This is a genomic window from Coprococcus sp. AM11-30B, from assembly GCF_027674365.1.
Lineage (GTDB): Bacteria > Bacillota > Clostridia > Lachnospirales > Lachnospiraceae > Allocoprococcus > Allocoprococcus comes.
This window is the reverse complement of sequence record NZ_JAQDVB010000020.1, coordinates 24,234-37,559: the sequence shown is the minus strand read 5'-3', so window position 1 is coordinate 37,559 and position 13,326 is coordinate 24,234. Positions and strand designations below refer to the sequence as shown.

10 protein-coding genes and 2 pseudogenes are annotated in these 13,326 nt (G+C 40.7%); 6 read left to right on the top strand and 6 right to left on the bottom strand.

Features of this window, described 5'->3' with window-relative positions; all coding sequences use genetic code 11:
- The first annotated feature begins 30 nt into the window (after positions 1 to 30).
- From PGU50_RS13335 to PGU50_RS13320, 4 genes and pseudogenes are all read left to right on the top strand, one after another.
- The gene (locus PGU50_RS13335) at positions 31 to 450 is read left to right on the top strand and encodes a LysM peptidoglycan-binding domain-containing protein (protein ID WP_055157086.1); all 420 of its coding nucleotides are present in this window, start codon (positions 31 to 33) and stop codon (positions 448 to 450) included.
- 278 nt (positions 451 to 728) lie between these two features.
- A pseudogene (locus PGU50_RS13330) lies at positions 729 to 2,099 on the top strand (sodium-dependent transporter).
- Between the two features lie 27 nt (positions 2,100 to 2,126).
- A pseudogene (locus PGU50_RS18190) lies at positions 2,127 to 3,125 on the top strand (Gfo/Idh/MocA family protein); the annotation flags it as partial.
- Between the two features lie 175 nt (positions 3,126 to 3,300).
- Positions 3,301 to 4,377 (top strand): tyrosine-type recombinase/integrase, encoded by a 1,077-nt coding sequence (locus PGU50_RS13320; protein WP_055157081.1) that lies wholly within the window; start codon positions 3,301 to 3,303, stop codon positions 4,375 to 4,377.
- 21 nt (positions 4,378 to 4,398) lie between these two features.
- Here PGU50_RS13320 and PGU50_RS13315 read toward each other — a convergent pair whose 3' ends face one another.
- Positions 4,399 to 5,103: a DNA alkylation repair protein gene (locus PGU50_RS13315; protein ID WP_270247175.1), complete on the bottom strand. Its 705-nt coding sequence runs from the start codon at positions 5,101 to 5,103 to the stop codon at positions 4,399 to 4,401.
- 80 nt (positions 5,104 to 5,183) lie between these two features.
- Positions 5,184 to 6,578, bottom strand: a complete 1,395-nt coding sequence (locus PGU50_RS13310) for an MATE family efflux transporter (RefSeq protein ID WP_195502626.1) — start codon at positions 6,576 to 6,578, stop codon at positions 5,184 to 5,186.
- Positions 6,579 to 6,721: 143 nt separating this feature from the next.
- Here PGU50_RS13310 and PGU50_RS13305 point away from each other — a divergent pair, with 143 nt between their 5' ends.
- On the top strand, positions 6,722 to 6,865 hold the full coding sequence (locus tag PGU50_RS13305) for a hypothetical protein (RefSeq protein WP_270247173.1): 144 nt from the start codon (positions 6,722 to 6,724) through the stop codon (positions 6,863 to 6,865).
- 6 nt (positions 6,866 to 6,871) lie between these two features.
- Here the strand turns inward: PGU50_RS13305 and PGU50_RS13300 are convergent, their stop codons facing one another.
- Positions 6,872 to 8,404: a hypothetical protein gene (locus PGU50_RS13300; RefSeq protein ID WP_270247172.1), complete on the bottom strand. Its 1,533-nt coding sequence runs from the start codon at positions 8,402 to 8,404 to the stop codon at positions 6,872 to 6,874.
- A gap of 114 nt (positions 8,405 to 8,518) precedes the next feature.
- Entirely contained in the window at positions 8,519 to 9,412 is an 894-nt protein-coding gene (locus PGU50_RS13295; RefSeq protein WP_008370312.1) for a NifB/NifX family molybdenum-iron cluster-binding protein, read from the bottom strand.
- A 125-nt stretch (positions 9,413 to 9,537) separates the two neighbouring features.
- Between PGU50_RS13295 and PGU50_RS13290 the strand changes: the two genes are divergently transcribed.
- Positions 9,538 to 11,424: an ATP-binding response regulator gene (locus PGU50_RS13290; RefSeq protein ID WP_270247171.1), complete on the top strand. Its 1,887-nt coding sequence runs from the start codon at positions 9,538 to 9,540 to the stop codon at positions 11,422 to 11,424.
- Between the two features lie 64 nt (positions 11,425 to 11,488).
- On the opposite strand, the gene PGU50_RS13285 is transcribed toward PGU50_RS13290, so the two are convergent.
- Entirely contained in the window at positions 11,489 to 12,151 is a 663-nt protein-coding gene (locus tag PGU50_RS13285; protein ID WP_270247170.1) for a vWA domain-containing protein, read from the bottom strand.
- Positions 12,152 to 12,313: 162 nt separating this feature from the next.
- Positions 12,314 to 13,324 (bottom strand): O-acetyl-ADP-ribose deacetylase, encoded by a 1,011-nt coding sequence (locus tag PGU50_RS13280; protein WP_270247169.1) that lies wholly within the window; start codon positions 13,322 to 13,324, stop codon positions 12,314 to 12,316.
- Between the last annotated feature and the right edge of the window lie 2 nt (positions 13,325 to 13,326).

The following is a 13,326-nucleotide window of genomic DNA, read 5'->3' as shown; positions in this document are numbered from 1 at the left end:
AGATTACAGAAGAAAAGGGAGGAATTTATCATGCGATCAGAGAAAAGAAAAGATATGTATGCGGATCGATATCATGCAGGAGCAAAAGGACAGAAGCACTGTCATTATGCAAAGCACCGTAAGACGAATTCTATCAGACGGTTTGTGACAGGGATTGCGGCTCTGGTGATGGTTATGTCACTGAGTTTTGGATTTGGAAGCTTTTTCTCCAGTGCTCACGATAGCAAAGCTGAAGAACCTTCCGGAGAGAGATATTATAAAAGTGTCCAGCTTGAAAAAGGGGATTCACTCTGGAGCATTGCGCAAAGATACAGACGAACAGAAGATTCCATATATGAATATATGGATGAGCTGGCAGAAGCAAATCATTTAAGTTTAAAAGACAGGAATAATCTCCAGGAAGGAGACTATCTGGTTGTTTCGTATTATGGAGATGATTCTGTTTATTAAAGACCATCTGTGCTGTCAGGTAGCAGCGAATAATCTGCCTGACAGCACATTATATACACTCTATTTTTTATAAAAGTCTAAAAGACTAAGACATTCTTAAGGTCTCTAACCAAGATCCCATCGCTCACCCCGTCTTAGTCTTTTCGGACTTTTTAATTTTATACTAAGAAATTTTATATTTTTAAGGCTATACTTGATTTTACTAGTGACTTTAAAGGATTATCATGATAAAATCAAACAGGTGTATTTAATTTTAGAATAAAAGAGGAGATTTTGTTATGGATAATCATAAAAAAAGGAGTACATTTTCCGGTAAATTAGGATATGTACTGTCAGCAGCAGGAGCTTCTGTAGGTCTTGGAAATATCTGGAGGTTTCCTTATCTTGCGGCAAAATATGGCGGAGGAATTTTTCTGCTTATCTATATTCTGTTAGCTCTTACTTTCGGTTATACGATGATAATTGCTGAATCAGCAATTGGCCGTATGACAAGAAAAAGTCCGGTAGGTGCGTTCAAATCTTTCGGAAAGTCAAAATGGATTTCTTTTGGTGGATGGATTAATGCGATTATTCCGGTTCTGATTGTACCATATTATTCTGTAATTGGAGGATAGGTTATCAAGTACCTTTTGGAATATGTAAAAGGGAACAGCAGTAGTCTGGCTCAAGATGGATATTTTTCAGAGTTTATTTCAAATGGATTTTCTACAGAAATCTGTTTTATCATATTCTGTCTGATTACATTGATTATTATTTATGCAGGTGTTCGGAATGGAATTGAGCGTGTTTCAAAGTTTATGATGCCGATTTTGATCGTGCTTTCGCTGATCATTACCATTTACTCAGTAACACGACCAGGTGCAATGGAAGGCGTGAAGTATTTTCTGGTGCCAAATCTAAAGAATTTCTCATGGATGTCTGTGGTAGCTGCTATGGGACAGATGTTTTATTCCCTATCGATCGCTATGGGAATTTTGGTCACATTTGGTTCTTATATGAAGAAAGATATTTCGATTGAAGATTCTACAAGAAATGTAGAAGTATTTGATACAGCGATTGCAATTATGGCAGGACTTATGATCATCCCAGCCGTATTTGCGTTTTCAGGTGGAAATCCGGATACGTTACAGGCAGGGCCGGCACTGATGTTTATTACAATACCAAAGGTGTTTGAGAATATGGGATTGGGAACAGCAATTGGAATTCTGTTCTTTCTGCTTGTTCTTTTTGCTGCGCTGACAAGCTCAATCGCATTGACAGAGAGTGCAGTATCTACATTTGAAGATGAAATCGGCTGGAGTCGTAAAAAGTCTACTGTGCTTGTTGGTGTGATCATGATAGTATTAGGAAGTTTATCTTCACTTGGATATGGACCACTTGCATTTGTGAAAATTATTGGTATGCAGTTCCTGGATTTCTTTGATTTCCTGACTAATTCGGTAATGATGCCGATCGCGGCACTGATGACAAGTCTTTTGGTAGCTAGAGTTGTTGGGGTAAAGAAGATAGAAGAAGAGATTATTCATGGAGAAAGTGCATTCCGCAGAAAGAAGATTTTTGCTGTTATGATTAAATATCTGTGTCCAATCTTTGTTCTGATTATTTTGATCAGTTCTGTGGCGAATGCATTTGGATGGATTTCCATGTAGAATAATATGTGAAAAAAGGAGTGTAAAGAAATGGAACAGATGAAAGTTGGAATTATCGGTGCTGGGCGAATTGCAGCAAATATGGCGAAAACACTGGACGGTATGGACGATGCGGCTGCATATGCCATTGCTGCAAGAAATCTTGACAGAGCGCAGAAATTTGCCAAAGAATGGGGATTTGAAAAGGCATATGGCTCATACGAAGAACTGGTAAGTGATCCGGAAGTAGAGTTGATTTATATCGCGACACCACATCCGTTTCATATAGAACATGCCAAACTTTGTATCAATCATGGAAAACCGGTACTTTGTGAAAAACCATTTACTGTAAATGCTGTTGGAGCAAAAGAAGTATTTGCTCTCGCAAAGGAAAAAGAAGTCTTTATTACGGAGGCAATTTGGACAAGATACCTTCCATCCCGTAAAATAATCGATGATATTATTGCAAGTGGTGAAATCGGAGAAATAAAGGGGATTTCAGCAAATCTCGGATATGATATGCATACAAAAGAACGTCTGATCGATCCGAAGCTTGCCGGTGGAGCGCTATTAGATGTAGGTATTTACCCACTGAATTTTGCAAGCATGGTTTTAGGCGATGATGTTGAAGAAACGCTTTCTTCCTGCGTAAAATTTGACAGTGGAGTGGATGCACAGAATTCCATTATTTTGAAATACAAAAATGGATCGATGGCTTCTATACAAAGCAGTGCACTTACCGGTACAGAACAATATGGTATGATATATGGGACCAAGGGGTATCTGATTGCGGAAAATATTAATGATATTACGGCGGTAAAAGTATATACACCGGATCGGGAATTTGTAAGGGAAATTACAATGCCAGAACAGATCACTGGGTTTGAATATGAAGTACGCGCTTCTATGAAGGCTATCCGTGAAGGAAAACTTGAATGTACGGAAATGCCGCATGAAGAAAGTATTCGCATCATGGAACAGATGGATGGACTTAGAAAAGACTGGGGGGTTGAATATCCATTTGAAAAAGGAAACAGACCGTGCTAGTAATTATAATCAGCTGTCCCTGGCAAAAAGTTGTCTTGGGACAGCAGTATTTTGAATAACAAATCTATACGACAAATACCGATTTTTCCAAAAGATATAGACAAATCTTCCGAAACCATGCTATAATCATACCTATATCGGGGAAATTTATGGAATTTAGGAGGTTCTTAGGATCATGCCATCTGATACAAAAACATACCAGGAAGAAACTTATATTGATAATACTATTCGTCTTCGTGGTGTTTTAAACACCATGCCTGACTTTGCACGTGATTATTTTCGTGCCATTGAACCAACCACATCACCAAAGACACGAATATCGTATGCATATGACATCCGTTTGTTCTTTCAGTTTTTAATTGAAGAAAATCCTGTTTATAAACATCACTCAATTAAGGACTTTCAGGTACAGGATCTGGAAGCTATTCAGCCGGTTGATATTGAGGAATATCTGGAATATCTGAAGGTCTATGATACTACAGATGTTCATACCAAAGAAACCAAACAGGTCACAAACTCTGAACGCGGCTTATTCCGCAAAATGTCTGCATTACGCAGCTTTTATAATTATTTCTTTAAAAGACAGATAATTCAGAAAAATCCGACCTTATTTGTAGATATGCCGAAGTTACATGACAAGGCGATCATACGTTTGGATACCGATGAGGTTGCAAAGCTTTTGGATTATGTGGAATCCTGTGGTTCCAAATTAACCGGTCAGGCACTCTCCTATTATAATAAGACGAAAGAACGTGATATTGCGATCATTACTCTTCTACTTGGAACAGGTATTCGAGTATCGGAGTTAGTTGGACTGGACCTGTCAGATGTGGATTTCAACAATAATGGGGTCATGGTGACACGAAAAGGTGGAAGCCAGATGGTTGTTTATTTTGGTGAAGAGGTGGAAAAAGCACTTCGCAATTATCTGGAGACATACCGTAAAGCGGTAACGCCCCTTGCTGGCTATGAAAATGCTCTGTTTTTATCAACCCAAAGACGCCGGATCGGTGTGCAGGCGGTTGAAAATATGGTTAAAAAGTATGCCAGTCAGATTACAAATAAAAGAATCACGCCACATAAGCTCAGAAGTACCTATGGTACTGCCCTTTATAAGGAAACGGGGGATATTTACCTGGTAGCGGATGTTCTGGGGCACAAAGATGTCAATACAACGAAAAAGCACTACGCTGCAATCGATGAAGACAGACGACGTAGTGCTGCAAATGTGGTAAAATTGCGGGAACCGTAAATTGTCAAAGCTCGGTAAAACTTATTGTTTCTTTACTCTTAATGTCCTTAAATAGATCTTCTGTTCCGGCGTGATCCGGTAGCTTTCAATTGCTTTCTGAATCGTCTTATTATGTGTCCAGGTGTCCAGCCTTTTCTCTTCCAGATAAGGAATGATCTGGTCATACTGCTTTGCAAGAGCGGTAGCAAAATACCAGGCACGCATCATGTTTACATAATATTCGTCCGATTTAACTTCGGCTACCTTTTTGGGATATTCCGGTTTAAACTGTTCATCCAGATAATACCGCATCAGCATTCCAATTCCAAAACGGACGATATACGGGTGATCCGATGCTATCCAGCGGCAGACTTCCTGGATAAATATGTCCAGATGTTTTTTTACTGTCCGGAGCGCGATCATATCACAGGTCGCCCAGTTATCTATATACGGGAGAAAACGGTCCAGTGCGGCAATACAGGATGGGTACGCTTTAATCTGTTCAATCAGTAGTCCATGAAGGTTGTTTTCTTCATAATATTTATGTGGAAGCACTTCAAGAAATGCAGAAACATTGTCTGTTTTACCGAACTTTTTTGCGTATGCGCGCAAAGAAGGAGTCCGCACACCGATGACGGTTTCCTTATTGACTGTCGGCATCAGTTTTGCCTGAAAATCCCGATAAGCAAGATCCTGTATTGCAAAGAGATCTGCTTGTACATTTTCTATTACTTCTCTACTGCTCATTTGTCATTTCCTCCTGAAATATTGTAGATTTATAATTCGGTATAACGAAATTTGCTACAGCTTGACAGCGGTTTAAGCATTTATAAGATCGTGCCTGTCTCATAGAGCGCATTCTTCCGCTCCATACGCTTTAATTCTGGCAATACGGTAAGTAACATGGTGATGAAGCATAATCCTCCACCAATGACGTTAGAAACCGGCTCAGCGAGAAATACGCCATCTGTTCCCATATGCAGGGCATACGGCATCAGATATGTCAGAGGCACGACGATAAATACCTTCCGAAGTAGTGAGAAAAAGATTGCATGCTTCTTCTTATTCAGGGATTTAAAGACCGTCTGGCCAATGTATTGCATATCCATGCAGATAAACGCTGCAAAATACTGCTTCAGGGCAGGAACTGCATCTTTCATCAATGTAGCATCCGAACTGAAAATTCCGATCAGGGTTTTCGGCGCGATGATGATGATACTCCACATCACAGCTGTGTATCCGAGAATCATAAGTGCCATCATGGCACCGGCTTTTCTTACACGGCATGGGCGTCTTGCACCATAATTGTAACTCAGGATTGGCGAAGTCCCTTCGTTGATTGCATAAATCGGAGTTTCTACAAGCTGTCTGACACTGGATACGATGGTCATAACAGAAATGTAGATATCTCCGCCTGTGACGGAAAGTACATTGTTGCAGACAATCGTTACCAGACTGTTTGTCAACTGCATGATAAATCCGGCAGTTCCCAGGCTTACAATGTTTTTTGCATAAGCTGTACAGCTGGCAAGTTCCTCTTTTTTGAGGAGCCTCACTTTCAGTTCTGCTTTCTTTGTAAGAAAGAAAAATACAAATGCAGCAGAAAGTGTCTGAGAAATGACCGTTGCAATTGCGGCACCGCGCACGCCAAGTCCGAACACAAAAATAAACAACGGGTCAAGCAGCAGGTTCGTTACTGCCCCTATGGTAACTGAAAGCATGCCGATGGTTGAATATCCCTGTGCATTGATAAACGGGTTCATACCGGTTGCAATCATAGAAGGCAGAGTTCCAATTAGGTAAAGCATCAGGTACGGATATGCATAGATCAGAGCGTCTTTTGAGGCCCCAAACAGTACCAGGATCGGGCGGGCAAATAAAAAGCCAATTACCATGAGTACAATGGCACAGATACAGACCATGGAAAAAGAAATATTCATAATTTTTTTCGCTTCCTGTGGCTCATTTTTGCCGCGCTCAATCGAAAATAATGGTGCACCGCCGCTTCCGAATAGATTGCTGAATGCGGTAATGATGACAATTACCGGGAAACAAAGACCGACTGCACCAAGTGCTGCAGTTCCGATGTGCGGGATACGTGCAATATAAATCCGGTCTACAATGTTATAAAGTAAACTTAAAATCTGGGCAACCAGCATCGGGAGCGATGCTCCAAGGATATTACTGGTTATCGTTCCATTTTCAAAATCGACTCGTTTCATTTGTAAATTCATTCCTTTTTATTTTTCTTGCTTTTTAATTCTAACATGATGTAATATATATGTAAATTATTGTTTTTATATGATAATTCAATAAAAATCATATGGATAATATATTTTCATTTTTAAATAATCAGGAGATGAAGATGCTGGAGGAAGAATTACAGGTATCACTCTTTTTGCGAGGCACAAAGAAAATTGCGCTTACAGATGCCGGAAAGACGCTTTATGAGCAGACCGGTAATCTTCGGATGCTTTTATCATTTGATAAGTATTTTTTAATAGGATAAATAGAATTACCAGCTTGATTTCTGCTCATCTATAACTTCCAAAGTCTCCGGATTTACCAGATAGAAATCAACCAGTTCTGTCTCATATCCACCATCCGGATATACCTTTTCCAGAACCAATTCTTCGAAAGTATTATTATTTTCATCTGTCTTAGAACCGTTATCATACAGACAGTAATTGACATTTACTGTTGTGCCATCCTTCTCTTCTGTTGTCTCAGAGAGGATCGCGTAATTTTCGCCCTTTGCATTTGCCGTGTAAGTGAAATTCATATCCGGAAGGGGATTCTGTTGCTGGATATATTGATACACAGCACGCATTTCGTCCTGAAGCGGTGAAGCCTTCTGGGATTCCTGTGCCGGAGAATTTTCGGTAGAATCAGTGGTACTACTATCTTGTGTTTCAGAATCATTCGGGTCGGAATCTGGTACAGAGGATTCTGTTAAAGTATCTGTATTCGGTAAAAACAAACCCGTTTTTTGCATATAAATCAGGTTATCAGTTCGGTATTGTGTAGCGATGCCATAATCAGGCTGTACGGAAAGATAAATATAATGCTGATCTTGACCGGTTACGGTTTCCGTTCCTTCTACGCCAAAGCTCACAATTAAAAAGCTGTAACCAATCAGAGAAAGTAAGAAAAGAGTCAGTGCGGCATAAGAAACGGCAATTATTCGTCTGGCTGCTTTCCTATTAAGAAGGCTTTTTTGCTTTTTATACAGACAGATCATGCCCCAGATCAGCAGGCAGGACAAGGTGACGGAAACGAAGATGACGGATATTTCAGCAAAATAATAGCGGATTGCATATCCTGCGCTTTTATTGATACCATACCATGCACCGTAGAAAAAGGTACTGTATGCCAGAACGATTGTAATCAGACAAGTACGCAGGATATGCTCTTTTCTTGTCGGAGTAAATTTTTTTAATGCAGAAATAAGTCTGTCCATTTCTTCTGCTTCAATCCAGGTGGTAAGTTCTGCTTCAGATGGATATTCACCGTTTGTGTCAGGAATTCCTGTATAACGGGTTAAAAACTGATTTTTTGTATCAGTATCTCCCACTTCTGCTGCCAGTAAGATCTGCATATAATACAACTGTTTTAACTGGACCGGTGTGCATTTTTCAACAGAAATCTGTGTAATTGTCTGTGTAGCATGATCGTATTTCCCAAGCTGGATTTCAAGGCTTGCAATCAGGAGCAGCATGCGGTTATTCGTAGCAAGATCGCGGACAGATTGTATATGATACATATAAAGCGCATACTCATAATGTTCGTCCAGTGGCATTCTACTCGATATCTTTCTGCTCCATCCGGCTTCTACAAACTGAAGTCCGAAAGCAAGTTCGATAACGGCAAGAAGCTGGCAAAGGAAAGCCGTAAGTCCCCAGACATTGGTAGTGAGTTTCTGATAGGTCAGAAAAAAGATTGCAGCGGCAGCCAGGATGACGATCAACCATCTCAGCATGAACACGCGGCGGGCTTTCTTTTTTACGGTTGGATTCCATGGATATGTTTTTAATTCTGAATCTAGCACGGGCAAATCTCCTTTCCGTTGTCTAATTATCGATTTCCAAAAATATAATCTTAGTATTTAAGCGCCTCCTTTATGACGAAATAAAAGGGGCGCTTAAATCACTTTTCATATTTACTATTTTACTTCTACCAGTTCGATCTGGAAGTTCAGTTCTTTTCCAGCCATCTCATGGTTGGCATCAAATGTGATGTTGGTTTCTGTCTTTTCGGTTACGGTTACCGGGAATGGCTGTCCGTACTGGTTGGTCAGATATGCACGTGCACCGACTTCCAGATCTTCTGATCCAGGAAGTTGTGCGATTTCCAGCGTGAAAATGGCGCGTGGATCCGGCATGCCGTAAGCTTCTTCAGGCATCAGATGGATGTTGATGGTCTGTCCTACTTCCATTGTTGCAACGGCTTTATCGTAACCATGGATCATCTGTCCGGCTCCGCATACAAATTCCAATGGCTCTCCGCGGTCATAGGAAGAATCAAACTGGGTACCATCATCAAAGGTACCTCTGTAATGGGTACGGCAGGTCTTTCCGACATTCGGACCTTCAAAATCCGGCACATGTGCGCCACCACATCCGCTGCATCCACTGCAGTGTCCGCCACAGGAATGTTCTTCTTCAGCAGAAGCTTCTTCTGTTGCTGTTTCTTCATGCTGTCCACAGCAGGAATGACCTTCTTCGTGGTGATGGTCACAATTTGTACCTGCAGATTCCAGTTCTCCTGCAAGATAGGCATTCACTGCCGCATCTACTTCTCCTGCTGCACCGGATATAACTTTGATACCGGCTTCTTTCAGCGCTTCTTGTGCACCTTCTCCGATACCGCCACAGATCAGAACATTTGCACTCTGCTCAGAAAGGAATCCTGCAAGCGCACTGTGTCCGGCGCCACCAGCATGAACAATCTGCATGGAAGTGATCTTTCCGTCTTCTACCTCATACATTTTAAAAGTTTCTGTCTTTCCGAAGTGCTGGAAAATAGATCCGCCTTCGTATGTTACTGCTATTTTCATTTGTAAAATCCTCCTTGAGATACCTTTACTCAATAGTATAACATATGGATTGCGAAACGCATAGAAAAAGTATACAATAATGAAAGAAATAATGAGACAAAACGAAAGAAAAAAGGGACTGGAAAATGAGTAGTATTTATTTGAGCAACACAATATTTATGATGATAATACTGACGATCATCTTTTTAAGGATCCGGTATTATATTACATGGAGCCCGAGTAAAAAATATACGATGATCTTTATTGGCATGGTAGAGCTTTATGTGTTAATGGATGCATTGTTTATGAAAGAACTCTTAGGTAAGTCAGGAAACTTTTTGCAGTTTAAGCTGGTTGTGTTTTTCTTTTATCTGGTTTATGTAATCATGCCATATGTGTGGCATTTGTTTATGCAGAGTTATATGGGGATTAACCGTTCAAAGAAGCAAAGATTTGCGGAAATGATTCCGTTCATTCTCCTGATTCTGATGGTGCTTCTTTCAGTTCCGACGGGAATTGTCTGGAGATTTTCACGGAACCGGACCTATATACGCGGTACATTTTTCGGAGTGTTTGCCGTACTCAATCTGTTTTATTACGTTTATACATTTGCACAGACATTCTTCATTTTATTCATGAACAATACAAAGGGTGTCAGATATCTCATAAAATCGGCACTGTTTTCAGCAGTTCCACTGATCGGAATTCTGGTAAATACCTATATCATTCCACTTTATGGGGCGTATCCGTTCCAACCGTACTGCCTGGTAATCGGAGCACTGCTCTCCTACCTGTTCATGGTGGAGCACCAGCAAAATCAGATGGAGTTTGAACACCGGAAAAGACTGTCCAATGCATTGGAACTGGAAAAAGAATCGACACGGAAAGCGAAAGTAGCCGGTGAGGTAAAGAATGCTTTCCTTGCAAATATGTCCCATGATATCCGTACCCCGATGAATGCGATCATTGGATTTTCTGATATTATTGCAGAACATCCGGATGATGAAGAAATTGTAAAAAATGCAATTTCCAAAATTCAGGCATCTGGTGAGATTCTTCTGAAGATCATCAATGATGTGTTGGATCTGTCTAAAATCGAAAGTGGAAAGGCAGAAATTGTGGAGATGGTAACTGACCTGAAGCAAATGGAAGAAAATCTGAAAATGATGCTCGAATACAGCATCCAAAAGGGAATGATTGATTTCAAAGTTGAGGATCAAATAGAAAATCCACTGGTATGGTGTGATGCGACAAAACTGCAGCAGGTTCTGGTAAATGTACTGAATAATGCAGTTAAATTTACCCCAGCGGGAGGAACGATCACATTTAGCTGCGTCCAGAGAATGATCGCACCTGGATTTGCCGAATACAAATTCACGATAAAGGATACCGGAATCGGTATGACTGAAGAATTTCAGAAACATGCGTTTGAGGCATTTGAAAGAGAGCGAACTTCTACCGAGAGCAAGACTGAAGGAACAGGGCTTGGACTTGCGATTGTGAAGAAACTGGTAGATCTGATGCATGGTGATGTGATAATCCAAAGTAATTCCGGTCAGGGAACCAAAATACAGATTTCACTTCCCCTTCGGATTGCAACGGAAAATCAGCTTCATCAATCAGATAAAGCAAAGGAATACAAAATAGGTCTTGACGGAATGCATGTACTTTTGGTGGAAGATAATGAATTAAATGCAGAAATTGCCATGGAAGTTTTGAAAAATAAAGGGATTCTTGTGAACTGGGTTCCGGATGGATGCGCCTGTGTGGAAGAAATTCAAGATAAGGAAGCAGGCACATATCAGTTTATCCTGATGGATGTACAGATGCCACGGATGAATGGATACGAAGCGACACAGAAAATCCGTCAGCTTGCAGATGTGAAGAAGGCACAGATTCCAATCATTGCCATGACTGCAAATGCATTTGAGGAAGACCGGAAACATGCGCTGGATGCCGGGATGGATGGGTTTATTATGAAACCGTTCCGGGTGGATGAGATGATGAAGGTGATCGGGGAAGTGATGGAATAAATGAATGTGGAAAGAGCAGGGAAAGAACTTTGGAAAGTTCATCCCCTGCTCTTTGTGTGTTTCATCAATCTACGCGGCTATGTTGTCCACGTTTTTGATAATCTTTATCAATTCGCTTCTTCCAACTAGAATCAAGCGCTGCATTGCACCTAACAGCAGAAATTGCGTCATTTAACACCTCGTAATTCAATGTAGTTCCTTCGCAGTCACATTGATAATTGGCAGCTTTATCTGCGTTAATTCCAAAATGATTGGCTGTTTCAATCGCATCAATATTTGCGCCAAGAAAGAGAAATTCCCATCCATATTTTTCTTTTTGTCGTTCGATCATCTGCTTTACTTTATCAATGCGATAAATGTGGCTTGCATTTTCCATACCATCTGTCATGATGATAAAAATGGTATTCTCTGGTACATCTTCCGTGCGCGCATATTTGTGGACATTTCCAATGTGATGGATAGCACCGCCGATCGCATCCAGGAGAGCCGTACAGCCGTACACAGAATAATCGTCTTCTGTCATAGAGGGAATCTTCTGCACCTCTACTCTGTCATAAAGGACTTTACTGTTATTGTTAAAAAGCACGGTAGAAATCAGCGCCTGCCCTGCCTCTCTTTTTTGCTTTTCAATCATAGAATTGAAGCCGCCTATGGTGTCCTTTTCCAGTCCGCTCATGGATCCGCTGCGATCTAAAATAAATACAACTTCTGTCAGATTTTTTCTCATACTAAATTTCCTCCTAAGTAATGGCTTATTTTGTTTGTAACTATAGGATACTGCCATTTTTTGGGGAAATGGTCGCATGAAAAGCGACACTTTTTTATGGATCAGAAAATTTCTACAGAATCATATCAGGCGAACAACGCTGTGTGCAAAATTATTTTCTTCTTAGCCTCCAATCAGGCTTTGGTCAAAGGCAAATAGTGCTTCATTGATTTCGTAAATATTATAATTTTGCTTTAAGATAAAATATTCAACGATTACGTCAAATTTGCTGGAATGAGACAGGGCAAATCCTGCTTTCATCAGCATATCCTGAATTTCCGGAAGCGGAAGCTCGAGTGCCAGCGCAAATGCAAGAACGGTCGGTTTGGATGGTTTGTAGTACTTGTCATTTTTAATCTTGGAAAATAATTTCCGGTCAATATTGGCTTTCTTATAACACTGAGAATCGGTCATTCCACTTTCATCAATCTTCCGAAGCAGCATTTCAGAAAAGCTTTCATCCATTTGCTGCAAGGCATCTTCCAAAGTTGCAGCCTTACTTATCGGTACATTTGATGGATCTGGTAAAGATATGCTTTCACAGAGATCCATTTCCCGGAACTGCTTCTGGCGCCTCATTGCTTCGGATGTTTTGTTAATGTGTGTTTCTACATAATGATCATCGATATAAGATGCAATATCAGAAAACAGTTTGCTGCTGATCCGATAAGCTGCTTTATCAAAAATGACGATGTATACCGTCATATCATTTTCCATAAGAAATGCGCTGATCGCGTCGATTGCAACCTTCAGCGCCTGAGCTTTCGGATAGCCGTAAATTCCGGAAGAAATCAGTGGAAATGCTATGGTTTCACAATGTTTTTCTTTTGCAAGTGCTAAGGAATTTTCATAGCAGGAAGTAAGCAGCTCCCGCTCATGAAACTGTCCGCCTCTCCATATAGGACCTACTGCGTGAATGACATAATTGCAAGGCAGATCATAGGCGTTTGTAATCTTTGCATCTCCGGTCTGACAGCCGCCTAATGTGCGGCATTCCTCTAAAAGCTTGGGCCCTGCTGCACGGTGAATGCAGCCATCCACTCCACCGCCGCCGAGCAGGGAGGAATTTGCGGCATTGACGATGGCGTCTACGGACATTTTGGTGATATCATTTCTGACGATTTGTAATGGCATAA

Coding starts and splice junctions, on each gene's coding strand:
- PGU50_RS13285 (WP_270247170.1), bottom strand. CDS start 12,151: ATGAGAAAAAATCTGACAGAAGTTGTATTTATTTTAGATCGCAGCGGA.
- PGU50_RS13295 (WP_008370312.1), bottom strand. CDS start 9,412: ATGAAAATAGCAGTAACATACGAAGGCGGATCTATTTTCCAGCACTTC.
- PGU50_RS13320 (WP_055157081.1), top strand. CDS start 3,301: ATGCCATCTGATACAAAAACATACCAGGAAGAAACTTATATTGATAAT.
- PGU50_RS13335 (WP_055157086.1), top strand. CDS start 31: ATGCGATCAGAGAAAAGAAAAGATATGTATGCGGATCGATATCATGCA.
- PGU50_RS13280 (WP_270247169.1), bottom strand. CDS start 13,324: ATGCCATTACAAATCGTCAGAAATGATATCACCAAAATGTCCGTAGAC.
- PGU50_RS13305 (WP_270247173.1), top strand. CDS start 6,722: ATGCTGGAGGAAGAATTACAGGTATCACTCTTTTTGCGAGGCACAAAG.
- PGU50_RS13290 (WP_270247171.1), top strand. CDS start 9,538: ATGAGTAGTATTTATTTGAGCAACACAATATTTATGATGATAATACTG.
- PGU50_RS13310 (WP_195502626.1), bottom strand. CDS start 6,578: ATGAAACGAGTCGATTTTGAAAATGGAACGATAACCAGTAATATCCTT.
- PGU50_RS13315 (WP_270247175.1), bottom strand. CDS start 5,103: ATGAGCAGTAGAGAAGTAATAGAAAATGTACAAGCAGATCTCTTTGCA.